Below are 23,867 nucleotides of genomic sequence, written 5' to 3' on the forward strand. Positions count from 1 at the left end.
GTAGTCAATGCGCGAGTCGGTACAGGCAGAGGTCATGATGAGTTTCCTCGTTTCCGAGGAGCTCTCGTTCCGGATTCCGGTGGAACTCCGGTACGACGCTCGTGATCCCTACGCAGTCCGCCTGACCTTCCACCTTCCCGGAGACGCGCCCGTGACCTGGGCGTTCGGCCGGGAACTCCTCCTCGACGGCATCAACAAGCCGTGTGGTGACGGCGATGTGCACATCGCCCCCACCGACCCCGAGGACCTGTCCGATGTCCACATCCGGCTCCAGGTCGGCGGCGACCGGGCCCTGTTCCGTGCCAGCGCGGCGCCGCTCGTCGCGTTCCTCGACCGCACCGACCGGATCGTTCCGCTCGGGCAGGAGCGCAACCTGGGCGACTTCGAGGAGAACCTCGACGAGGCGCTCGTCAAGATCCTGGCCGACTCGAGGCAGAACGAGCAGAACGCCGGCTGACGCACGACCGCAGACCGCAGGCTGAAGACCGCACGCGGGGCGTCCGATGACCGACGGGCGACCCGACTCAACGCCTCGGCGACTCAACTCCTCAGCAGCTCAACTCCTCAGCAGCTCAACGCCTCAACCACTCAACGCCTCACCGACTGACCGGCTGGCCGACCGACCAGCCGCGCCCTCCCGGCGCCTTCCTCCGGACGCACCTTTCAGCGCTTGCGCCGCCGGCCCCGGCCGCCGCGGACCGGCCCCGAGGCCGGCGCGACGGCCGGGGATCCCGGCCGGTCTGCGGAAACGACCAGCGCGGCCAGCGCCGTGGTCACGGGGACCGAGGCCACCAGCCCGATCGAGCCCACGAGCGTCCGTACGATCTCCACCGCGACCAGCTCGCTGTTGGCCACCGAACCCATGCTGCTGTTCGCGATCGAGAACAGCAGGAGAAGCGGCAGCGCGGCGCCCGCGTACGCCAGCACCAGGGTGTTGACCACGGATGCGATGTGGTCGCGGCCGATCCGGATGGCCGCCTTGTACAGCGCGCGCGAGCTCATCGAGGAGTCGGCCTGGTGGAGTTCCCAGACCGCCGAGGTCTGGGTGACCGTCACATCGTCGAGCACGCCCAGTGATCCGATGATCACACCTGCGAGCAGCAAACCGCTCATGTCGATGTCCGGGTAGAGCCCGTGGATCAGCCCGGTGTTGTCGTCGGTGTTGCCGCTGAGGAACGCCCAGTCGATCAATACCGAGCCCAGCACCCCGATCAGCAGCAGCGAGACGAGCGTGCCGAGGACGGCGACCGCGGTACGGGCCGTCAGGCCGTGGCACATGAAGAGCGAGATCAGCATGATGGCGCTCGCCCCGACCACCGCGACGACCAGCGGGTTCGAGCCCTGCAGGATGGCCGGGAGGATGAAGAGGGTCAGCACGCCGAAGCTGATGACCAGTGCGATCAGTGCGAACAGTCCGCGCATCCGCCCGACGAGCACGACCGCGAGCGCGAAGATGCCGGCCAGCACCGCCATGGGGAGCTTGCGGTTCACGTCGATCACCGAGTACTGGAGGTCGCGGGGGGCGTCCGGCGCGTACGCCACCACCACCCCCTGGCCGTCCTCCAACTGCCGCGGTGCGCCCGGCTGGACGATCTCCACGAAGGTGCGGCCCTTGTCCGGGCCGGTGCCGACCTCGACGGTGGCCTTCTTGCACTCGCCGGTCTGCGCGGCCTGCGCCTCGCGGCCCGCGGGGGTGGTGGGGTCGCCGGTCGTCGGCACCTGTGCGGCGTTCACGGATTTGCAGTCGACCTGTTCGATCGAGACGACCTTGCCCTGCTGGGTCTGCCGGTCGAAGCCCACCCCGGTCCGCTCGTGGGCGGGGGCGCCGCCTGGCCAGAGCACCACCATGCCGATGAAGACGGCGGTGGCGAAGGGGATCAGGATGGCTGCGATGACCTTGCGCAGGTGCTTCGAGACGGGAGCCGCCGGGCCGTGACCATGGCCGTGACCGTGACCGTGACCGTGACCGTGACCGTGACCGTGGCTGGGGGCAGGGCCGGAGGAGTGCCCGGGGCCGTGGTTCGCGTGGCCGGAGTGGTCATGGGGCTCTGTGGGCTCTGAGGGCTCGATGGGGGGCTGCGGCGAGGGCGTCACCAGCAGATCATCGCAAGAGATGAGGGGGCCCACTGTTCAGCACGCCATGGATGACGCTAGCGTGGGGGCACCTTTGCACAACGCGGGAGCTCGGAGCACCGGGCTGAGAGGGCGCTGATCACCGTACGCGATCACTGATGCGTACGGGAAGAGGCTGCGCCGACCGCCGAACCTGTTACCGGGTAATGCCGGCGTAGGGAGATCAGGTCTCATGACCATTCAGGACGCACGCACGCCTGCCGTCAGCCAGGACGCCGACGGCCAGAACGAGCGCCAGCCCGGCTGGCACAAGGGATACCTGGCGGGCTCCCGCCCCGACATCCGGGTGCCGGTCCGCCAGGTCCACCTCACCAACGGCAAGGACGTGACGCTCTACGACACGTCAGGTCCGTACACCGACCCGCAGATCGAGACCGACGTCCGCCGGGGCCTCGCGCCGCTGCGCGAGAACTGGATCATCGGCCGCGGCGACACCGAGGAGTACGCGGGCCGTCCCGTGCGCCCCGAGGACGACGGCATCAAGCACACCTCTCCGCGCGGTGGCCTCAAGAACCTCGACGCGGTCTTCCCGGGCCGCCCCCGCCAGCCCCGCCGGGGCCGTGGCGGCGCCGCCGTCACGCAGCTCGCGTACGCCCGCCGCGGTGAGATCACCCCGGAGATGGAGTACGTCGCGATCCGCGAGAACGTCTCCCCCGAGGTCGTCCGTGAGGAGATCGCCGCAGGTCGCGCGGTGCTTCCGGTCAACGTGAACCACCCCGAGATCGAGCCGATGATCATCGGCAAGCGCTTCCTGGTGAAGGTCAACGCCAACATCGGCAACTCCGCCGTCACCTCCTCCATCGAGGAGGAGGTCGACAAGATGACCTGGGCGACCAAGTGGGGCGCCGACACGGTCATGGACCTCTCGACGGGCCGCAACATCCACACCACCCGTGAGTGGGTGCTGCGCAACTCCCCCGTCCCGATCGGCACCGTGCCGCTCTACCAGGCGCTGGAGAAGGTCGACGGCCGCGCCGAGGACCTGACCTGGGAGATCTACAAGGACACGGTCATCGAGCAGGCCGAGCAGGGCGTCGACTACATGACGGTCCACGCCGGCGTGCTGCTGCCGTACGTGCCGCTGACCGCCCGGCGCAAGACCGGCATCGTGTCGCGCGGCGGGTCGATCATGGCCGCGTGGTGCCTGGCGCACCACAAGGAGAACTTCCTCTACACGAACTTCGAGGAGCTCTGCGACATCCTCGCGACGTACGACGTCACGTACTCGCTGGGTGACGGCCTGCGCCCCGGCTCCATCGCGGACGCCAACGACGCGGCCCAGTTCGCCGAGCTGAAGACGCTGGGCGAGCTGAACACGATCGCCAAGCGGCACAACGTGCAGACGATGATCGAGGGCCCGGGCCACGTCCCGATGCACAAGATCAAGGAGAACATCGACCTCCAGCAGGAGATCTGCGAGGAGGCGCCGTTCTACACGCTCGGCCCGCTGACCACGGACGTCGCCCCGGCGTACGACCACATCACCTCGGGCATCGGCGCCGCGATGATCGCCTGGTGGGGCACCGCGATGCTCTGCTACGTCACGCCCAAGGAGCACCTGGGCCTGCCCAACCGCGACGACGTCAAGACCGGCGTCATCACGTACAAGATCGCAGCGCACGCCGCGGACCTGGCCAAGGGCCACCCGGGCGCCCAGGAGTGGGACGACGCCCTGTCGGACGCGCGCTTCGAGTTCCGCTGGGAGGACCAGTTCAACCTGGCCCTCGACCCGGACACGGCCCGTGAGTTCCACGACGAGACCCTGCCCGCGGAGCCGGCCAAGACCGCGCACTTCTGCTCCATGTGCGGCCCGAAGTTCTGCTCGATGAAGATCTCGCAGGACATCCGCCGGGAGCACGGCGGTGACCTGAAGGCCGAGGAGATCCAGGCGGGCATGGCGGAGAAGTCCGCCGAGTTCGCGGCTTCGGGCAGCCGTGTCTACCTGCCGCTGGCCGACTGAGCCGTTCGACAGGAGCTACGGGGCGGACCCGCGACCCATGGGGGGAGTCGCGGGTCCGTCCCGTTTTTGCTGGCCCGGAGTGCTTCCACTCGCCACCACCTGCTGGCCGCCACCCCGTCCTGATGACTCGTGCTCTTGACGTTCGTCACGACGGCCATTGGTGTCGCATCGATAGTCCGATAAGTGGACTTTCCCGCGAGGTGTCCCGCCACTTTCGGCAACGGTTCCCAGGCTGTCCGATGTGGCCAAAGAGGCCCACACCATCGTTCGATCAGATTCGAGAAGGAGTGGAATGCGCCCCGAGAACAGGACCAGGTCAACCCTTGGCCCGCTGCCGAGGAGCGGTTGGCGCAAGGGTGGCACGCTCGCGTCGCTCGCCCTGGTGATGATGGGAGTCGCCAGCCCCGCCATCGCCGTGGCCCAGAACGTTCAGGCGGCCGAGCGCGTGCACGCGGCGAGCCTCACGGCTGAGAACCCGTGCAAGCCTGGGCAGCATCACCGTCCGGACCACAACCCGGACCAGGGTCCGGACTTCAACCCGGACCATGACCCGAACTTCAACCCGGACCATGGTCCGGACGACGGCCCGAGGGTCGCGGGCATCGAGGCCGGGCCCACCGGTCTCGACAGGTGTGAGGAGGGCAGGCCGGGCCCGACAGGACCGACGGGTGCCACCGGCGCTACCGGCGCCACGGGTGCTGACGGCCTCGACGGGGCTGACGGTGCGACCGGCGCCACCGGTGCCACGGGTACGGACGGCGCCGACGGTGCGACGGGTGCTGACGGCGCCACAGGTGCCACGGGTGCCGACGGCGCGACCGGTGCCACGGGTGCCGACGGCGCGACGGGCGCCACCGGTACGGACGGCGCAGATGGCGCTACGGGCGCGACAGGTGCCGACGGCGCCGACGGTGCTACGGGTGCCACGGGTGCCGACGGTGCGACCGGTGCCACGGGTGCCGACGGTGCTGACGGTGCGACGGGCGCGACGGGTACGGACGGCGCGGACGGTGCCACGGGTGCCACCGGCGCGCCGGGTACGGACGGCGCGGACGGTGCCACCGGCGCGACGGGCGCGCCGGGTACGGATGGTGCGGACGGTGCCACCGGCGCGACGGGCGCGCCGGGTACGGATGGTGCGGACGGTGCCACCGGCGCGACGGGCGCGCCGGGTACGGATGGTGCGGACGGTGCCACCGGCGCGACGGGCGCGCCGGGTACGGATGGTGCGGACGGTGCCACCGGCGCGACGGGCGCTACCGGTGCCACCGGTGCCACCGGCGCGACGGGCACTGGGCCCTGCGACGACATCGACAGCTTCGCGCCTTCGATCACCGAGTCGTTCAGTGCCGCTCTGACGAACGGCATCGCCTACGTCGGCCGCGCGACCACGGCCGGAGGTGTGCCTGTCTGGCAGAACATCACGGACGATGACAACCCGGGCTTCCCCTTCGGCCTGGCCTGCGGCATCACGATCATCGAGCAGGGCCCGAACTCCTACGTCCAGGTCGTGACCACGGACGGCAGGACCTACCAGACCCACGGCGACACCCTCCTGAACAACTTCGTCTGGGACGAGGAGTGGATCGAACTGCTCCCCGCCCCGACTCCCCCGGCTCTCCGGGGCAAGGAGTTCAAGGGAGACCTGATGCGCGGAGCCATGCGCAACCTCATCCCCTAGGGAAGCCCGCTCTGGACGGCGTGCCGGCACGCCGAAATCCGGGATCGTGACGTCGGTCCGGGCGGATCACCGGTTGGGGATCCGCCCGGCTCCGGCCGACGGACGCGTCGGCCCGGCGTAACGAACGGAGGGCGCCGCTCCACGGCCTGTCGGCCGGGGCGGCGCCCTCCGTCGCGTGCGGGGGAGCGGCGGTCAGGCGACCACCTGGTACTGCGGATCCAGCTTGCGCCGGGCGAAGGCGAGGTTCTCGCCGACCCGCTCGCGCTGGCTCTCGGGAAGCGCGCCCTCCCGCAGCAGCCGCTCGCAGCAGTCCAGCGACTCCTGGTACTCGCCGACCCAGTAGGCGGCCACCGCGAGTTCGTCGAGCGCGCGCCACTCGTACCAGTCGAACTCGACGAACAGGATGTCGTCCGGCCGCGGGATCCGCACCGCCTGGCGCGCGAACATGTACGCCAGCGGCCAGCGCCCCTCGGTCCGGCAGAGGCGGGCGAGGTCACCGAGCGATTCGGCCCGCGAGGGACGGCTCTCGTGTGCGCGGAGGTAGCGGTCCATCACCTCGGCCGCCGGCTTCTTCAGGCGCGACGCGATCCGTGCCGCGTAGAGCTGGGAGCAGAAGGCCTCCTCGGCGAATCCGCCCATGCCCGCCCGGACGTCGTAGGCGGCGAGGGACTTCTCCGGTTCTCCCGCGTCGCGCCAGCTCTGCGCCAGATAAAACGCGTAGCGGGCATTGTCGGGTTCCTTCAGCAGCCCTTGTTCGAGAATCCCCGCGTCGCGCAGGTACTTTTCCCGTTCGCTGCCGTCACGGTGGCGGGCTCCCCCGCCGACGATGAGGATATGGGCGCCTTCGAGCACTCCGCGGCTGAAGCGGGTTTCGCAATCGAGGTACTCGTGGAGCACGCCGACGTATTTCCAGGGCAATCGGGTGGAGACCAGGGCGGGCCGCCAGTGGATGACGGGTGCGTGGTGCACCGCCACGCTGTACGCGTCGTGAGTGAGCTCCGGCATGCGAAACCCGGGATCCACCTCCATCACGTCGTCGGCGTCGAGGAAGAGCAGGTAGTCCGCGGTGGAGCGGGCGAGGTCGATCGCTTCGCTGCGGCTGCCGTCGAATCCCTTCCAGGGTCGTTCGTGCAGAACACCGGGCAGATCGCCGAAGAATTCCCGGATGATGTCCTGGGTGCCGTCCGTGGAGCCCGTGTCCACGATCACCCACGTGTCGATCAAAGGCCGCACCGATTCGAGGCAGCGCCGGATCACCGGAGCCTCGTTCTTGACGATCATGTTCAGGCAGACTTTTGCTTTCAAGGGTCCCATCCACTGTGGTGATGAAGATGACCGTGAAAACGACGGTAGGGATCCGGGTAATGCCGTGCAAGGAAGCTCGACCGCAAAGGCAGAGGCCGGGCCGCGTCCGTTACTGCAGGTTCCGCCAACGGGGGCTCACTCGCTGGTCCGATAAGTGGACTTACGCGCGCGGCGACCGGCTGCCCGCGACCACGATCCCCACGATGGCCGAGGTGGCCAGTCCGGCCCCATCGCACATCGTTCGATCCGGTTTCGAGAAGGAGCGGCGTATATGAGCCCCGAGAACAGGACCAAGTCCACTCTTGGTCCGCTGCCCAGGCGCAGCAGCTGGCTGGCCGGCGGCACCCTCGCCTCGCTGGCCCTGGTGATGGTGGGCATCTCCAGTCCCGCATTCGCTGCGGCCGAGAGCATTCAGGCGGCCGAGACGGTCACGGCGGCGAGTCCCACGGGCGGCGGGGACAAGTGCAAGCCGCACAAGAAGCCCAAGCACGATCCGAGAGAGGAGCGCAGCGCGGCCGGCCCGCAGGGCGGCGGCGGTGACGAATGCGAGGGCAAGCGGGGCCCGACGGGCCCCCGGGGTCCGAAGGGCAAGCCGGGCGAGGACGGCATCGACGGTGCCGACGGTGCGACTGGAGCCACCGGTGCCCCGGGTGCCGATGGTGCGACGGGCGCGACGGGTGCTCCGGGTGTCGACGGTGCGACGGGCGCGACGGGTGCTCCGGGTGCCGATGGTGCGACGGGCGCGACCGGAGCCACTGGGGTGTCCGAATGCGTGGACATCGACGCCGTGTGGGACAACAACGCCCGCGAGTTCAGGGCGGCGCTCCCGGGCGACACCAACGCGTACGCGGGTATCCGCCGGCTCACGGGTCCGAACGCGGGAACGTGGCTCTGGTACGACCTCACGACCAATGACGCGGGCCAGTTCCCGGATGGCGCCTGCAGCATCTCCATCGGCCACCAGGCCAACGTGCTGGCGATCGACGTGGTGACGACGGAGGGTGTCATCTGGGAGACCTCCTGCGACGTCAACCCGGGTGACGGCACGCTCACCTGTGATGGCGTGTGGTCGCCCCTCACCTCACAGCCCGAGGAGGGCGACCCGAACCTGCGCCGAGCCGCCGCCACGGCGCCGGTCCGCCCGATGGACCCCAACCACCTGCCGAAGCAGCTGAAGCAGCTGAAGTAGGGCGCGCGACCGGATCTACTCCGGCCGGTGTTCCGGGCCGCCGAAGTCCGGACTCGTGAAGTCCGGAGGCGTGTAGCCGGGACGGGGTCCCTGTGAAGGGGATCCCGGGCTGGTGAAATCGGGCCGGGTGTATCCCAGGTTGGGGATGCGCCCGGCCCCTGGCGTGCGGGGGGTCGGGAAGCCCGGTCCCGCACTCGGATCGGCCAGCGCGTCCCGCAGGAACGGCACGATGCCGCGCTCCAGCAGGGCGTGCCGCCAGGCCTCCCGGGCCCGTGCCACCTCGTCGGGTATCGCCTCGGTCTCGTCCGCCACCACCTCGGTCGCGCTGTTGCGGACGGCCGTCACCAGCAGCCCGATCACGGCGAAGAGCAGGGCGGCCACGGTGAGCGCTCCGAAGAGCCAACCCGCCGTCAGCATGGTCTTGGCGAAGGCCGGTTCGGGCTCGATCATCTTCAGGCTGTAGCCGACGAGCAGGAAGATCAGCATGGCGGTGCCGGCCAGGACCGGTGCGAGGACCGCGACCACGGCGCTGATGCCCGCGCCGCCGCCGTTGTCCTGTCCGCCGTCCTCGTCCCCCGTCCTGCCGGGCGTGGACAGCACCTCGTCGCGTCGTTCCTCGCGGACCTTCACGTAGTGCCCGTACTCGGCGGCGGCCGCGGCGGCGAGCAGCGCGCTGGCCCCCTGGGCCATGGTGCGCAGCTGTTCGGCGTTCAGCCGTTCGCCCAGGGTGGCGAGTTCGGGCCGCTCGTGCGCGGCGCGCAGCGCCTCGTCGATGAGCCGATCGAACTCCGGCCGGTCTTCGGTCAGCAGGTGCGGAGCGCTGGTCATGTGCATCCCCCGATGCTCCGTGGAAGCCGGTATGCCCGCGTAGACCCGGGCGCCGGCACAAACGGAGGAGAGCCTGCTACGGATAGAGCGATGGTAGAGCGCCCACAGCACGCCGTGACAGGGGCTTTCCGGAAATACCCCTCTGCGTAAGCTCTCAGTCGCTCAGCGGGAGTCGTACGACAAGAAGTTTTCCTGCCATCGTCACCCCGCCGTCCATGGCGATGGCGAGCCCTTCCGCGTACACGTGAGGGCCGTCGACGGCCTCGGGGCCGCGTGCCTCGTCACCGTCCTCCGTGCCCACCTCGCCGAGCAGGTACGGGATGGGGCTGTGCCCGTGCACGACGTGGCTGCCGCCGTAGGTGTCGAGGAGTTCACGTACGGCCGCCGGGCCGGTGCCCTCGTCGCGGAAGGCGAAGCGCTTGGTGAACTTCCGGAAGAGGTCCCAGGTGATGTCGGCGTCGCCGCGGTTGAGGAGCTCGTGGATGGTGTCGTTGACGTCCTCGATGGAGTCGCCGTAGTCGAGGTAGGCCGTGGTGTCGGAGTGCAGGAGCAGGTGGTCCTCCTCCAGCACGGCCGCGTCCAGGCGCGACATCCACTGCAGGTGGACGTCCTGCAGCCGTTCCATGTCGGTGCGCTGGCCGCCGTTGAGGAGCCACGCGGCCTGGAAGGTCGCGGTGCCGGCGCCGGAGACGACCGGGGTGTCGCCGAACCGCTTGGCGCCGATGAGCAGCAGTTCGTGGTTGCCCATCAGGGCCTTGCAGTAGCCGCCGGCGGCGGCGGCCTCGGCGGACAGGCGCATGACGAGGTCGATGACGCCGATGCCGTCGGGGCCGCGGTCGGTGAAGTCTCCGAGGAACCAGAGCCGGGCGTTGCCGGCGGACCAGCGGCGTTCGGAGTCGATCAGGCCCTGGGCCTGGAGCTCGGTGACGAGCTCGTCGAGGTAGCCGTGGACGTCGCCGACGACGTAGAGGGGCCCGGGACCGGCGGCCGCGTCCTGCGGGACGTACTGGACCTGGACGGTGTCGCCGGGGCCTCCGAGGGGGGCGCGGCCGATGACGGGGAGGTCGCGGTAGGTCGGGGTGTAGCCCTCGGGCTCGTCCTCGTCGGGGTCCTGGCTCATCGCGTGCACGGGTTCGGCGTCGTGACGGGCGTCATGACGGGCGTCGAGGTGCGCCGGGGGACGGACGTGCAGGTGCGCGTCGGGGTGGTGCGTGGCCGGCGCCGGGGGTGTGGCCGGCTGCGGCGCGTAGCCGGGCTGCAGGGGCACGGTAGGCGTGCTGTCGTCGTAGTACGCCGGGTACTCCCCGTAGACGGGGGCCTCGCCGTACACGGGTGCCTCGCCGTACACGGGAGCTTCGCCGGGAAGCCCGGTGGATACGGCGTACGGGGCGGGTTCGGTGACTGGAACCCGGAAGTCCCGCAGCGTCTCCGTCCGCATCGCGGGTCCCTGACCGGCCCCCTGAGTCATCGACCCCTCCACCACCGTCGCGCTGCCGTACACCTGCGGACCCTCCTGACCTCCGGGGAGGAGGGTCCGTGATGTCGTGCGCCCATCATAGGAATGCGGCTCGCGCTCTGTGACGCACCAGGGGTGGTGAATCCTGTGCGGAGCCGATCATTCCTGCCGATTTCTTCCGATATCGGTGTTGCTGAAATCCTTGGCCGGGCCATCGGCCAGGCCGACCGGACGGTCTGGCGGTCAATCCTGGGCCGGCGAACGGGGTGGACTGACGGTCGTACGGGGCTGCCTGCGCTGCGACGAGGTGCGGATGATGAGCTCGGTCGGGACGACCTGTTCGACGGGACGCCCGGTGTTCACTCCCTCGATCGCGTCGATGAGCAGCTGCACCACGGCGGTGCCGATGCGGCGCGGTTTGAGGGAGAGGGTCGTGATGGGCGGTTCGGTGTTGGCGTAGACGGTGGACTCGCTGCAGCACACGAGCAGCAGGTCCTCGGGGACGCGCAGGCCGTAGCGGCGGGCGGCGGCGAGCAGGTCGGTGCCGTTGGGGTCGAAGAGCCCGTAGACGGCGTCGGGGCGGTCGGGGCGGGCGAGGAGCCGGTCGGCTGCGACGGCTCCCGCGCACGGGTCGTGGGCGGGGTAGGACTCGTAGACGGGGTCCTGTCCGACGCGCTCGCACCAGTTGAGGTAGGCGGTGGTCGAGAGCCGGGTGTAGGTGTCGGTGGTGGTGCCGGTCAGCAGCCCGATCCGGCGGGCGCCGGCGGCGGCGAGGTGGTCGAGCAGGCCGAGTACGGCGGCCTCGTGGTCGTTGTCGACCCAGGCGGTGACGGGGAGGGAGCCTGCGGGGCGGCCGTCGGAGACCACGGGCAGGCCCTGGCGGACCAGTTCGGTGACGACGGGATCATGGTCGGAGGGGTCGATGACGACGGTGCCGTCGAGGGCGACGTTGGACCACACGTCGTGGCGGGAGGTGGCGGGGAGGATGACGAGGGCGTAGCCGCGGGCGAGCGCGGCGGATGTAGCGGCCCTGGCCATCTCGGCGAAGTAGGCGAATTCGGTGAAGGTGAAAGGTTCATCCCCGTACGTCGTCACGGTCAGGCCGATGAGGCCCGACTTGCCGGTACGGAGGGTGCGGGCGGCGGCCGACGGGCGGTAGCCCAGTCGGTCGGCCACTTCGCGAACGTGGCGGCGGGTGGCGTCGGGCAGCCGTCCCTTGCCATTGAGCGCGTCGGAGACGGTTGTGATGGAGACGCCCGCCGCGGCGGCCACGTCCCTGATGCCGGCCCGGCCCTGTCGGCCGGCGGCCCGCCGGGTGGTCTCGGTCCGGCTCACCTGATGCTTCCCTGCTGCTGTCATGGCGAGCCGATAGTAGGGCTCGGTGGGGTGGGTGGTCCGGGTGCATATGCACGCGTTGACAGGCACGATTCTGCATGGTTCGCCACCCCCAATGACCTTGGAAATGAAGGCGTTTGGTCACGGAGGGCGAGGGTGGGGCTTGTCGGCGGGTCCGGGCATGCCAAAACGGTGGGGTCTCGGGCCGGTCTCAACTCACCTGCACGAGGGACGCGCGCCACGGCGCAGGCCACCGGCGCACGCATATATGCGTGCGCTCCCCCGCATTCCAGGCGCCCCCATTCTCGGAAGGGTGGAATCCTCATAAGGTGAGCAGTATTGAGTCGACGGCGACGTCGTACGGGACGGTCGAGGAGGACCTGCGGTGAGCGAGAAGAGCCCGAAGCTGCGCGCCGAGCTGGACGGCATTCCGACATACAAGCCCGGCAAGCCGGCTGCCGCGGGAGGGCCCGTCGCGTACAAGCTGTCGTCGAACGAGAACCCGTACCCGCCGCTGGCGGGCGTGCTGGAGAGCGCGGTCACCGCGGCCGGGGCCTTCAACCGGTACCCCGACATGGCCTGCACCGGCCTGGTGAACGAGATCGCGGAGCGGTTCGGCGTGCCGGTCGAGCACGTGGCCACGGGCACCGGCTCGGTGGGTGTGGCCCAGTCCCTGATCCAGTCGACGGCCGGCCCGGGCGACGAGGTCATGTACGCCTGGCGCTCCTTCGAGGCGTACCCGATCATCACGCAGATCTCGGGTGCCACCTCCGTGAAGGTCCCGCTGACCGACGGCGACGTGCACGACCTGGACGCGATGGCCGCGGCGATCACCGACCGGACCCGGCTGATCTTCGTCTGCAACCCGAACAACCCCACCGGCACCGCCGTGCGCCGCGCCGAGCTGGAGCGGTTCCTGGACCGGGTGCCCTCGGACATCCTGGTGGTGCTGGACGAGGCCTACCGCGAGTTCGTGCGCGACACGGACGTACCGGACGGCATCGAGCTGTACCGCGACCGCCCGAACGTCGCCGTGCTGCGTACGTTCTCCAAGGCGTACGGGCTCGCCGGCCTGCGGGTCGGCTTCGCCGTGGCGCACGAGCCGGTGGCCGCGGCGCTGCGCAAGACGGCGGTGCCCTTCGGCGTCAGCCAGCTCGCCCAGGACGCGGCGGTGGCCTCGCTGCGCGCCGAGGACGAGCTGATGGGCCGTGTCGGCGCGCTGGTGTGCGAGCGCAAGCGGGTCCACGAGACGCTGCTCGCGCAGGGCTGGACCGTGCCGGACACGCAGGCGAACTTCGTGTGGATGCGGCTGGGGCAGCGGACCGCCGAGTTCGCGGCGGCCTGCGAGAAGGCCGGTGTGGTGGTCCGGCCCTTCGCGGGCGAGGGCCTGCGGGTCACGATCGGTGAGACCGAGGCGAACGACCTCTTCCTGCACACGGCGGAGGCGTTCTTCAAGGAGCTCTAGCCCTGGTTCAGGCGAGTTCCACGCGGACGGGATCGCCGTCGCGGACGGTGGACAGCAGGCGGGGGTCGCCGTCGAACGAGCCGAGCACGTTGCACGGGCTCGCCAGGCGGCTCTCGCCTCCGCGCGAGATGGGTGTGGGGCCGTAGGGCAGCGCGAGAGCGTCGCCCTCGGTCCAGAACGCGACCGTGCCGGGCTCGACGACCTGCCGGGCGTCGTGCTCCAGGGCCACGGAGACGCCGGTGTCGAAGTAGACCTCCTCGCCCCAGGTGTTGGCGGAGGCGGAGATCGGAAGGGCCTCGGCCAGCGCCTTGCTGGTCGGGGTGTCGTCCAGGGTTGCGGTGAGCTGGCCCGCAGGCCAGGAGATTCGTATCTGCATGAGCCGCATTCAACAATCTGTTGAATGGATTGGCTAGAGGGGTACCCCGCCTGAAGGCTCTCGAGAGTGGTACGACATAATGCTTGTGAATGTGAACGCGTTCACAAGCGTGTCCTGCTTTCTCCCGTATTGAGTGGGGCACAACAGGCAGACCGCCGCGGTGACCCGGCGACGCGAAGGAGACGAGGACGTGGACCTAGCTTTGGCGCCGGAGACTCTGGCGCGATGGCAGTTCGGCATCACCACCGTCTATCACTTCCTCTTCGTACCCCTGACGATCTCGCTCGCCGCGCTCACGGCCGGCCTGCAGACCGCCTGGGTGCGGACCGAGAAGGAGAAGTACCTCAGAGCCACAAAGTTCTGGGGAAAGCTCTTCTTGATCAATATCGCGATGGGTGTCGTCACCGGCATCGTCCAGGAGTTCCAGTTCGGCATGAACTGGTCCGACTACTCGCGATTCGTCGGCGACGTCTTCGGGGCCCCGCTGGCCTTCGAAGCGCTGATCGCCTTCTTCTTCGAGTCCACCTTCATCGGCCTGTGGATCTTCGGCTGGGACAAGCTGCCGAAGAAGATCCACCTGGCGTGCATATGGATGGTGTCCATGGGCACCGTCCTGTCCGCCTATTTCATCCTGGCGGCCAATTCCTGGATGCAGCACCCGGTCGGGTACCGCATCAACGAGGAGCGGGGCCGGGCCGAGCTCACCGACTTCTGGCTCGTGCTCACCCAGAACACCGCGCTGACCCAGTTCTTCCACACGATCACGGCCGCCTTCCTGGTCGGCGGCGCGTTCATGGCGGGGATCGCCGCGTACCACCTGGCGCGCAAGAAGCACGTCCCCGTGATGCGGAGCTCGCTGCGCCTCGGCCTGGTCGTCATGATCATCGCCGGTATGGGCACGGCGATCAGTGGTGACCTGCTCGGCAAGGTGATGTACAAGCAGCAGCCCATGAAGATGGCGGCCGCCGAGGCGCTGTGGGACGGCGAGGCGCCCGCGCCCTTCTCCGTCTTCTCCTACGGAGACGTCGACAAGGGCCACAACAAGGTGGCCATCGAGATCCCGGGCGTGCTGTCCTTCCTGGCCAACGGCGACTTCACCTCCTTCGTCCCGGGCATCAACGACGTCAACAAGGCGGCGCAGGAGGAGTTCGGTCCCGGCGACTACCGGCCCAACATCGCCGTCGCCTACTGGGGCTTCCGCTGGATGATCGGCTTCGGCATGGCCTCCGTCGCCGTCGGGGCGCTCGGCCTGTGGCTGACCCGCAAGCGGTTCCTGCTGCCGGCGGGGCTGCGGACCGGGGAGGACGAGGTCCCGCACCTGGTGCTCTTCAGGAGGGCGCTGAGCCCGCGGTTCGCCAACCTGTACTGGGTCGTCGCGCTCTGGACGATGCTCTTCCCGCTCATCGCCAACTCCTGGGGCTGGATCTTCACCGAGATGGGCCGCCAGCCGTGGGTGGTCTACGGGGTCCTGCGCACCCGGGACGCGGTCTCGCCGCACGTCTCCCAGGCCGAGGTGCTCACCTCGATGATCGGCTTCACACTGCTCTACGCCGTACTCGCCGTCATCGAGGTCAAGCTCATGGTCAAGTACGTCAAGGCCGGACCGCCCGAGCTCACCGAGGCCGACCTCAACCCGCCCGTCAGGATCGGCGGGGACGACAAGAACCCCGACCGGCCGATGGCCTTCTCGTACTGAGGCTGGGAGGAGACCACACCATGCAACTCCACGACGTCTGGTTCGTGCTCATCGCCGTCCTGTGGATCGGCTACTTCTTCCTGGAGGGCTTCGACTTCGGGATCGGCGTACTGACCAAGCTGCTCGCCCGCGACCGCACGGAGAAGCGGGTCCTGATCAACACGATCGGGCCCGTGTGGGACGGCAACGAGGTCTGGCTGCTCACGGCGGGCGGCGCGACCTTCGCCGCCTTCCCCGACTGGTACGCCACCCTCTTCTCGGGCTTCTACCTGCCGCTGCTGCTCATCCTGGTCTGCCTGATCATCCGCGGTGTCGCCTTCGAGTACCGGCACAAGCGCCCCGAGGACCGCTGGCAGAGCAACTGGGAACACGCGATCTTCTGGACCTCGCTGATCCCCGCGTTCCTGTGGGGCGTGGCCTTCGCCAACATCGTGCGCGGTGTGAAGATCGACCAGGACAAGGAGTACGTCGGCAGCCTCCTCGACCTGATCAACGTCTACTCGGTCCTCGGCGGACTGGTCACCCTCACCCTGTTCACCTTCCACGGCGCGGTCTTCGCCTCGCTCAAGACCGTGGGTGACATCCGGGACCGCTCGCGGAAGCTCGCGGCGCGGCTGGGCGTCGTCACCGCCGTCCTGGCGCTCGTCTTCCTGATCTGGACCCAGGTCTCGCGGGGCGACGGGAAGAGCCTGGTCGCGATGGTGATCGCGGTGCTGGCGCTGGCCGGGGCACTCGGCTTCAACCGGGCGGGCCGCGAGGGCTGGGCGTTCGCCCTGTCCGGGGTCACCATCGCGGCGGCCGTCGCGATGCTCTTCCTGACGCTCTTCCCGAACGTGATGCCGTCCTCGATGGACGCCGCCTGGAACCTCACGGTCACCAACGCCTCGTCCAGCCCGTACACCCTGAAGATCATGACCTGGCTCGCGGGAGTGGCCACGCCGCTCGTCCTGCTCTACCAGGGCTGGACGTACTGGGTGTTCCGCAAGCGGATCGGGACGCAGCACATCGTCGATGTGCACTGAGGTCCCGCAAGACCCGACCGGCCTGTCCGACCGACCCTCCCCAGGGGGATGTTTCACGTGAAACCGATCGACCCGCGCCTGCTCCGGTACGCACGTTCGACCCGCCTCTTCCTGGGGGCGGTGGTGGCCCTGGGGCTTGCCGGGGCGGGGCTGGTCGTCGGTCAGGCCATGCTGATCGCCGAGATCGTGGTGGGTGCCTTCGAGAAGGGGCTCGGCGGCGAAGCGCTCCGGACGCCGCTGCTGCTGCTCGCGGCGGTGGCGCTCGGGCGCGCCTTGATCGCCTGGCTGACGGAGCTGGCCGCGCACCGCGCCGGCGCGGCGGTCAAGTCGGAGCTGCGGGTCAGGCTGCTGGACCGGGCCGCCGAGCTCGGTCCCACCGGGCTGACCGGACAGAAGACCGGTTCGCTGGTGTCGCTGGCCACCCGGGGCGTGGACGCGCTCGACGACTACTTCTCGCGCTACCTGCCCCAGCTGGGGCTCGCGGTGGTCGTGCCGGTGGCGGTGCTCGCCCGGATCGTCACCGAGGACTGGGTGTCGGCGGCCATCATCGTGGTCACCCTGCCCCTGATCCCCCTGTTCATGGTCCTCATCGGCATGGCCACCCAGTCCCGGATGGACCGCCAGTGGCGGCTGCTGTCGCGGCTGTCGGGACACTTCCTCGACGTGGTGGCAGGGCTTCCCACGCTGAAGGTCTTCGGCCGGGCCAAGGCGCAGGCCGAGTCGATCCGCAAGATCACCGACGATTACCGGCGCGCGACGATGCGGACCCTGCGCATCGCCTTCCTCTCCTCCTTCGCGCTGGAGCTGCTGGCGACCCTGTCGGTGGCGCTGGTGGCCGTGACCATCGGCATGCGACTGGTCCACGGTGAACTCGACCTCTACACCGGGCTGGTCATCCTGATCCTGGCGCCGGAGGCGTACCTGCCGTTGCGGCAGGTGGGGGCCCAGTACCACGCGGCCGCGGAAGGGCTGGCGGCCGCCGAGGAGATCTTCGAGATCCTGGAGATCCCCGCCGCGGGTCCGGCCGGCACGGCCGAGCTGCCCGCCGGCACTCCCCTGCGGATCGAGATCGACGGGGTCGCCGTCCGTTACGAGGGCCGGGGCGAGGACTCGCCGCGGCCGGTCTCGCTGACGGTCGGGCCCGGGGAGTGCGTGGCCCTCACCGGCCCGAGCGGCGCGGGCAAGTCCACACTGCTCCAGGTGCTGCTGGGGTTCGTGCCCCCGACCGCGGGGCGGGTACGGATCGCGGGCGTGGACCTGGCCGAGCTGTCGCCGGCGCACTGGCAGGAGCGGATCGCGTGGGTGCCGCAGCGGCCGCACCTGTTCGCCGGGACGATCGCCGAGAACGTGCGCCTGGCCCGTCCCGGAGCCTCCGACACCGAGGTGGACGCGGCCTTGAAGGACGCCGGGGCCCGGGAGTTCGTGGCCGCGCTGCCGCGCGGGGCGCAGACCCTGCTGGGCGAGGGCGGCGTCGGACTGTCCGCCGGACAGCGGCAGCGGCTGGCCCTGGCACGGGCCTTCCTGGCGGACCGGCCCGTGCTGCTGCTGGACGAGCCGACGGCGGCGCTGGACGGCGAGACCGAGGCGGCGGTCGTGGACGCGGTCCGGCGGCTCTCCGCGGGCCGGACCGTGCTCCTGGTCGTGCACCGGCCGGCGCTGCTCGCCGTCGCGGACCGGGTGGTCGAGGTACGCGCTGCGGAGCCGTCCCCCGCCCGGCCGCTTGTCCAGGTCCCGGGGCTTCTTCCCCGGTATCCCCACCAAGGCTCCGCCCCGCACCCCGACGACGTGGCGGACGACGTGGCGGACGACGGGCGGACCTTGGCAGGGGTGCCGGCGGCGGCGAAGCGTCCGGTTCCGGGACGGGAAGGGCCGGGGGGCGACCCCCTCGCCCGGGTACGGGCCACCGCCAAGGCGTGGCGAGGGAGGTTCAGGCTCGGGCTGCTGCTCGGAGCGCTGGCCGTCGGATGCAGCGTCGGCCTGATGGCCGTGTCGGGCTGGCTGATCTCGCGGGCCTCCGAACAGCCGCCCGTGCTCTATCTGATGGTGGCCGTCACCGCCACGCGGGCCTTCGGGATGGGCCGGGCCGTCCTGCGGTACGCCGAGCGGCTCGTCTCGCACGACGCCGTGCTGCGGATGCTCGCCGACCTGCGGGTGTCCGTGTACCGGCGGCTGGAGCGCATCGCGCCCGCCGGGCTGCGCGAGCACCGGCGCGGAGACCTGCTGGCCCGGCTGGTGGCCGACGCCGACGCCCTGCAGGACTACTGGCTGCGCTGGCTGCTGCCGGTCGGCACCGCGGTGCTCGTCGGAACCGGCTCGGTCGCCTTCACCACCTGGCTGCTGCCCGAGGCCGGAGCCGCGCTCGCCGTCGGACTGCTCGCCGCGGGCATCGGCGTACCGCTGGTCAGCGGGGTCTGCGCCCGCCGCGCGGAGCGGAGGCTCGCACCCGCGCGGGGCGAACTCGCCACCCGGGTGGCCGACCTGCTCACCGGTACCGCGGAGCTGACCGTGGCCGGGGCGCTGGACGACCGCAAGGGCCGGGCGCGCGAGAGCGACGGCATCCTGACGCGCATCGCCGCGCGGGGCGCCGCCGCGAGCGGCCTGGGCAGCGGACTGTCCGCCCTCGTGTGCGGGCTCACCGTCGTGGCCGCCGCAGCCGTCGCCGCGACCGCGGTGCACGACGGCCGGCTGTCCGGGGTGGCCATGGCCGTCGCGGTCCTGACGCCCCTTGCCGCCTTCGAGGCGGTGAGCGGACTCCCGCTCGCCGTCCAGTACCGCCAGCGCGTGCGCCGCAGCGCCGAGCGGGTCTACGAGGTCATCGACGCGCCGGTCCCGGTGGCCGAGCCGGAGCAGCCCGCCGTGGCCCCGGCCTCGCCCTTCCCGCTGCGGCTGACGGGGCTCCGCGCCCGCCACCCCGGCCAGGACCGTGACGCGCTGCGCGGGCTGGACCTGACCCTGGAGGCCGGCCGGCGCATCGCCGTCGTCGGCCCCTCGGGTTCCGGGAAGACCACGCTGGCGCACGTCCTGCTCCGGTTCCTGGATCCGGACGAGGGCGCGTACACCCTGGGCGGGACCGACGCACGCACCCTCGACGGCGACGACGTACGCGCCCTCGTGGGCCTCTGCGCCCAGGACGCGCACATCTTCGACAGCTCGGTCCGGGAGAACCTGCGACTCGCCCGGACCGGGGCGAGCGAGGAGCAGCTGCGGGACGCGCTGGCCGCGGCCCGACTGCTCGAGTGGGCGGACGGTCTTCCGGACGGGCTGGACACGCTGGTGGGCGAGCACGGCGAGCGGATCTCGGGAGGCCAGCGCCAGCGCCTGGCCCTCGCCCGGGCACTGCTCGCGGACTTCCCCGTACTGGTCCTGGACGAGCCGGCCGAGCACCTGGACCTGGCCACGGCGGACGCCCTGACGGCGGACCTGCTGGCCGCGACCGAGGGCCGGACCACCGTGCTGATCACACACCGGATGGCAGGCCTGGAGGCGGTCGACGAGGTGCTCGTACTGGACGGCGGCGAGGTCGTGCAGCGCGGCGCGTACGCGGAGCTGGCCGCCGTCGAGGGGCCGCTGAGGCGGCTGCTGGAGCGTGAGAGGGAATCGGACGGGTCTTTGGCCGGCTTTCCCCTCTAATAGGGACTAACTAGGCTCAAGGGCATGTCAGCGCAGGAGTCGCAGGAGTCGCCGGATCCGTCATCGGATCCATCGCCGGGACAGCCGGGGCAGCAGGGACGGCCGGGGAATCCGGTAGCGCCGGTCGTCCCGGTGACGCCGGTGATGCCGGGAGCGCCTGGGGCGTCGGGCGCACTGGACCCGCTGGTGGCCGCGACCCAGGCCACCAGGAGCCTGCACGGCCTGTCCACCGAGCTCACGGCGCGCGTACCGCAACTGCTGGAGGCCATGAGGTCGGTCGGGACCGGCCTGGAACTGCACAACACGCTGGACCGCATCTGCGAGACCGCGGCCGAGCTCGCGGACGCCCGGTACGCGGCGATCGGCGTCGTCGACACGGAGGGCCGCGGGCTCTCGGACTTCGTCACCCACGGCATCAGCCCCGAACTGGCCCGGAAGATCGGACACCGCCCGGACGGGAAGAGGGGCCTGCTCGGAGCGTTGATCTGGCACCCCGACACGGTGCGGCTCGCCGATCTGACGAAGGACCCGCGCGCGGAGGGGTTCCCGGCGCACCACCCGCCCATGACGACCTTCCTCGGTGTCCCGATCCGGGTTCAGGGAGAGATCTTCGGCAATCTGTACCTCGCCGAGAAGAACGGCGGCGGCGAGTTCAACGGCTACGACGTCCACATGGTCCGGGTGCTGGCCACCGAGGCGGGCATCGCCATCGGCAACGCGCGGCTGTACGAGGCCGCCACCCAGCGCGAGCGCTGGATCGACGGCTCGGTGGCCGTCACCACCGCCCTCCTGTCCGGAGGGGACGCCGACGACGCCCTCGCGGTGGTGGCCGAACAGGCCCGCCGCCTGGCCGACTCCTCCGCCGGGATCGTCATGCTGCCGGCCGAGGAGGGCGGGATGGAGATCGTCGCCGTCTCGGCCGAGAACCCGGCCACCTCGCTCGGCGTGGTGATTCCGGCCGAGAGCCCGGTCGTCGACCGACTGCTGCGAGGCGAGCCGGTCTTCGTGGACGACGCCTCGTCCGACCCCCGCATGGTCAGCAAGCTGACCAGCCAGTACGGCCCCTGCATGATGCTGCCCCTGCAGAGCGGCGGGCGGGTCCTGGGCGCGCTGGTCACCCCCCGGGCCCGCGGCGGACGGCCCTTCACCGAGGCCGAGCGGACGCTGGCCACACAGTTCGCCTCCCAGGCGGCGCTCGCCCTGATGATGGCCGAGGCCCAGCGCGACCGTGAGCGGCTCGCCGTGTTCGAGGACCGTGACCGGATCGCCCGCGACCTGCACGACCTGGTCATCCAGCGGCTGTTCGCCACCGGGATGATGCTGGAGGGCGCCCAGCGCCGGTCCATCGTCCCCGAGGTCCGTGACGGCGTGGGCAAGGCCGTGGACGAACTGGACGTGACGATCCAGGAGATCCGCACGGCGATCTTCGCCCTCCAGCAGGGCCCGGCGGAAGCCCCGTCCGGGCTGCGCACCCGAGTGTTGCGGGAGATCAACATGGCCGCCGTGCCCTTGGGCTTCAAGCCCGCGCACCGGTTCCTCGGCCCGATCGACGCGGTCGTCGGCGAGCTGACGGGCAAGAACCTGATCGCCGCGCTGCGTGAGGCCCTGTCCAATGCCTTCCGGCATGCCGAGGCGTCCCGGATCGAGGTGCTCCTGGACTGCACCGTCATGCTCGCGGACGGGCGGCCCGGGGTCCGGCTGGAGGTCGCCGACGACGGCGTGGGCATCCCCGAGGGCGGCCGGCGCAGCGGGCTGCGCAATCTGCGCCGACGGGCCGAGTCGCTGGGAGGCGCCAGCTCGTACGGTCCGGGCATCGGCGAGGACGGCGGCGGGACCACCGTGGTGTGGGAGGCCCCGCTTTAGAGCCGTGTCAGGAGTGCTGCCGCTGTGCGAGCCGTTCGGCCAGGATGTGCTCGATGACGAGGGCGACCCCGTCCTCGTTGTTGGCGACCGTACGGCCGGACGCGGCCGCGATCACGTCCGGGTGGGCGTTGCCCATCGCGTACGAGGTACCCGCCCAGCTGAGCATCTCCACGTCGTTCGGCATGTCCCCGAAGGCGACGACTTCCGCGGGGGTGATGCCCCGCTCGGCGCAGCACAGCGCCAGCGTGCTCGCCTTGGAGACGCCGTGCCCGCTGATCTCCAGCAGGGAGGTGGGACTGGAGCGGGTGATCGACGCGTACTCGCCGGCGGCGGACCGGGCGAGCGCCAGGAACTCGTCCGGGGCGAGCTCGGCGTGGTGCGCCAGCAGCTTGAGCACCGGGGCGGCGCTTTCGTCCGTGTCCTCGTGCAGCAGCTTCTCGGCAGTGGCGACCCGGGCACCCGGGTCCTTGAAGAACGGCGGGTACTCCGGCTCGTAGTTGATTCCGGTGGTCAGCTCGACCGCGAAGGACGTACCGGGTACCGCAGTCCGCAGGACATCGACGACGGCCAGCGCGGCGGCCCGCGGCAGGGCCCTGACCTTCACGAACTCCCGTCCGGCGTGCAGATCGACGACCGCCGCCCCGTTCGCGCAGATCGCGAGCCCGTGGCCGTGGACATGGTCGGCGACCACGTCCATCCAGCGGGCCGGGCGGCCGGTGACGAAGAAGACCTCGATCCCGGCCTCCTCGGCGGCGGCGAGCGCGGCGACGGTGCGCGGCGAGACGGACTTGTCGTCACGCAGCAGGGTGCCGTCGAGGTCGGTGGCGATGAGCCGGGGCGTGGGGGTTGGCCCGTCCGGGCACTGGGGAGCCGAGGTCACGGCTCCATCTTCGCCCATGGCCGGGGGCGTCCGGACCAAGGTCGGAAACGGCGGTCTCCTGCTCCTGGCGCGATGTTTCACGTGAAACATCGCGCCAGGCGGTGTTTCACGTGAAACAACGGGTCGCCGTAGGCTCGACGCATGAGTCTTCGTCTGAGCACGGTGATCCTTCCGGTACGTCGATGGCACGAGGGAGGCCGCGACCAATGGCTCCGGGCTGAGCAGCTCGGCTTCCACACGGCCTACACCTACGACCACCTGTCCTGGCGGACCTTCCGTGACGGCCCGTGGTTCGGCGCGCTGCCCACCCTGACCGCGGCGGCCACCGCCACCCAGCGGCTGCGCCTGGGCACGCTCGTCACCTCGCCGAACTTCCGTCACCCGGTGACCCTCGCGAAGGAACTCATCAGCCTGGACGACATCTCCGGCGGACGGATCACCCTGGGCATCGGCGCCGGCGGCAACGGCTTCGACGCCACCGCGCTGGGCCAGGAGGCATGGTCCCCGCGCGAGCGTGCCGACCGCTTCGCCGAGTTCGTGCCGCTGCTCGACCAGCTGCTGACTGAGGGCTCCGTGAGCCACGAGGGCACCTTCTACTCGGCCGAAGAGGCCCGCAACATCCCCGGCTGCGTGCAGCGGCCCCGGCTGCCGTTCGCGGTCGCCGCCACCGGACCGCGCGGCCTGCGGCTCGCCGCCCGGCACGGTCAGGCCTGGGTGACCACGGGTGACCCGAAGCTCTTCGAGGAGGGCACGCCCGAGCAGTCGCTGGAGGCCCTGCGCGGGCAGCTCGAAAAGCTCGGCAAGGCCTTCGACGAGATCGGGCGGGACCCCGGGTCCGTGGAGAAGGTCCTGCTGACCGGCTTCACGCCCGAGGCCAACACCGTGCTGGAGTCCCTGGACGCGTTCGTCGACTTCGCGGGCCGGCACCGCGAGCTGGGCTTCACCGAGCTGGTGATCCACGCGCCGATCCCGGACTCCGATTTCGCCGCCGACGAGGCCGTCTTCGAAAAGATCGCCACCGAGGCCCTGGCCCAGCTGGGCAGCTGAA

The 23,867-nt window shown here is 70.6% G+C and carries 17 protein-coding genes; 10 read left to right on the top strand and 7 right to left on the bottom strand.

Annotation, left to right across the window (positions count from 1 at the left end; translation table 11 throughout):
• Positions 1 to 7: 7 nt before the first annotated feature.
• Complete coding sequence (locus OG534_RS18560; RefSeq protein WP_326589169.1) at positions 8 to 457, top strand: SsgA family sporulation/cell division regulator; 450 nt, start codon at positions 8 to 10, stop codon at positions 455 to 457.
• A 206-nt stretch (positions 458 to 663) separates the two neighbouring features.
• On the opposite strand, the gene OG534_RS18565 is transcribed toward OG534_RS18560, so the two are convergent.
• The gene (locus OG534_RS18565; RefSeq protein ID WP_326589170.1) at positions 664 to 2,094 is read right to left on the bottom strand and encodes a YibE/F family protein; all 1,431 of its coding nucleotides are present in this window, start codon (positions 2,092 to 2,094) and stop codon (positions 664 to 666) included.
• Positions 2,095 to 2,305: 211 nt separating this feature from the next.
• Here OG534_RS18565 and thiC point away from each other — a divergent pair, with 211 nt between their 5' ends.
• Positions 2,306 to 4,093 (top strand): phosphomethylpyrimidine synthase ThiC, encoded by a 1,788-nt coding sequence (gene thiC, locus OG534_RS18570; protein WP_326589171.1) that lies wholly within the window; start codon positions 2,306 to 2,308, stop codon positions 4,091 to 4,093.
• Positions 4,094 to 4,385: 292 nt separating this feature from the next.
• A complete protein-coding gene (locus OG534_RS18575; protein WP_326589172.1) occupies positions 4,386 to 5,774 on the top strand; it encodes a collagen-like triple helix repeat-containing protein in 1,389 nt (462 codons plus the stop codon).
• Between the two features lie 192 nt (positions 5,775 to 5,966).
• Here OG534_RS18575 and OG534_RS18580 read toward each other — a convergent pair whose 3' ends face one another.
• Entirely contained in the window at positions 5,967 to 7,079 is a 1,113-nt protein-coding gene (locus OG534_RS18580) for a tetratricopeptide repeat-containing glycosyltransferase (protein WP_326589173.1), read from the bottom strand.
• Positions 7,080 to 7,350: 271 nt separating this feature from the next.
• Between OG534_RS18580 and OG534_RS18585 the strand changes: the two genes are divergently transcribed.
• Positions 7,351 to 8,268: a hypothetical protein gene (locus tag OG534_RS18585; RefSeq protein ID WP_326589174.1), complete on the top strand. Its 918-nt coding sequence runs from the start codon at positions 7,351 to 7,353 to the stop codon at positions 8,266 to 8,268.
• 15 nt (positions 8,269 to 8,283) lie between these two features.
• Here the strand turns inward: OG534_RS18585 and OG534_RS18590 are convergent, their stop codons facing one another.
• The 3 genes from OG534_RS18590 to OG534_RS18600 form a co-directional block, all read right to left on the bottom strand.
• Positions 8,284 to 9,102, bottom strand: a complete 819-nt coding sequence (locus OG534_RS18590; protein ID WP_326589175.1) for a hypothetical protein — start codon at positions 9,100 to 9,102, stop codon at positions 8,284 to 8,286.
• A 148-nt stretch (positions 9,103 to 9,250) separates the two neighbouring features.
• Positions 9,251 to 10,564, bottom strand: coding sequence for a metallophosphoesterase (locus OG534_RS18595; protein WP_326589176.1), 1,314 nt, complete (start codon positions 10,562 to 10,564; stop codon positions 9,251 to 9,253).
• Positions 10,565 to 10,795: 231 nt separating this feature from the next.
• On the bottom strand, positions 10,796 to 11,911 hold the full coding sequence (locus tag OG534_RS18600; protein WP_052870581.1) for a LacI family DNA-binding transcriptional regulator: 1,116 nt from the start codon (positions 11,909 to 11,911) through the stop codon (positions 10,796 to 10,798).
• 361 nt (positions 11,912 to 12,272) lie between these two features.
• Here OG534_RS18600 and hisC point away from each other — a divergent pair, with 361 nt between their 5' ends.
• The gene (gene hisC / locus OG534_RS18605; RefSeq protein ID WP_326589177.1) at positions 12,273 to 13,352 is read left to right on the top strand and encodes a histidinol-phosphate transaminase; all 1,080 of its coding nucleotides are present in this window, start codon (positions 12,273 to 12,275) and stop codon (positions 13,350 to 13,352) included.
• 7 nt (positions 13,353 to 13,359) lie between these two features.
• On the opposite strand, the gene OG534_RS18610 is transcribed toward hisC, so the two are convergent.
• Entirely contained in the window at positions 13,360 to 13,728 is a 369-nt protein-coding gene (locus OG534_RS18610; RefSeq protein WP_326589178.1) for a cyclophilin-like fold protein, read from the bottom strand.
• 190 nt (positions 13,729 to 13,918) lie between these two features.
• Here OG534_RS18610 and OG534_RS18615 point away from each other — a divergent pair, with 190 nt between their 5' ends.
• From OG534_RS18615 to OG534_RS18630, 4 genes are all read left to right on the top strand, one after another.
• Positions 13,919 to 15,424 (top strand): cytochrome ubiquinol oxidase subunit I, encoded by a 1,506-nt coding sequence (locus OG534_RS18615; protein WP_326589179.1) that lies wholly within the window; start codon positions 13,919 to 13,921, stop codon positions 15,422 to 15,424.
• A gap of 20 nt (positions 15,425 to 15,444) precedes the next feature.
• Positions 15,445 to 16,446, top strand: a complete 1,002-nt coding sequence (gene cydB / locus OG534_RS18620; RefSeq protein WP_326589180.1) for a cytochrome d ubiquinol oxidase subunit II — start codon at positions 15,445 to 15,447, stop codon at positions 16,444 to 16,446.
• Positions 16,447 to 16,494: 48 nt separating this feature from the next.
• Positions 16,495 to 20,076, top strand: coding sequence for a thiol reductant ABC exporter subunit CydD (gene cydD, locus OG534_RS18625; protein WP_442807107.1), 3,582 nt, complete (start codon positions 16,495 to 16,497; stop codon positions 20,074 to 20,076).
• 144 nt (positions 20,077 to 20,220) lie between these two features.
• Positions 20,221 to 21,939: a sensor histidine kinase gene (locus OG534_RS18630; protein WP_326589182.1), complete on the top strand. Its 1,719-nt coding sequence runs from the start codon at positions 20,221 to 20,223 to the stop codon at positions 21,937 to 21,939.
• 7 nt (positions 21,940 to 21,946) lie between these two features.
• Here the strand turns inward: OG534_RS18630 and OG534_RS18635 are convergent, their stop codons facing one another.
• A complete protein-coding gene (locus OG534_RS18635) occupies positions 21,947 to 22,837 on the bottom strand; it encodes a Cof-type HAD-IIB family hydrolase (protein ID WP_326589183.1) in 891 nt (296 codons plus the stop codon).
• Between the two features lie 123 nt (positions 22,838 to 22,960).
• On the opposite strand from OG534_RS18635, the gene OG534_RS18640 reads away from it, so the two are divergent.
• Positions 22,961 to 23,866 (top strand): LLM class flavin-dependent oxidoreductase, encoded by a 906-nt coding sequence (locus tag OG534_RS18640; protein WP_326589184.1) that lies wholly within the window; start codon positions 22,961 to 22,963, stop codon positions 23,864 to 23,866.
• Position 23,867: the final 1 nt, after the last annotated feature.

The organism is Streptomyces sp. NBC_01294 (genome assembly GCF_035917235.1).
Classification (GTDB): domain Bacteria; phylum Actinomycetota; class Actinomycetes; order Streptomycetales; family Streptomycetaceae; genus Streptomyces; species Streptomyces caledonius.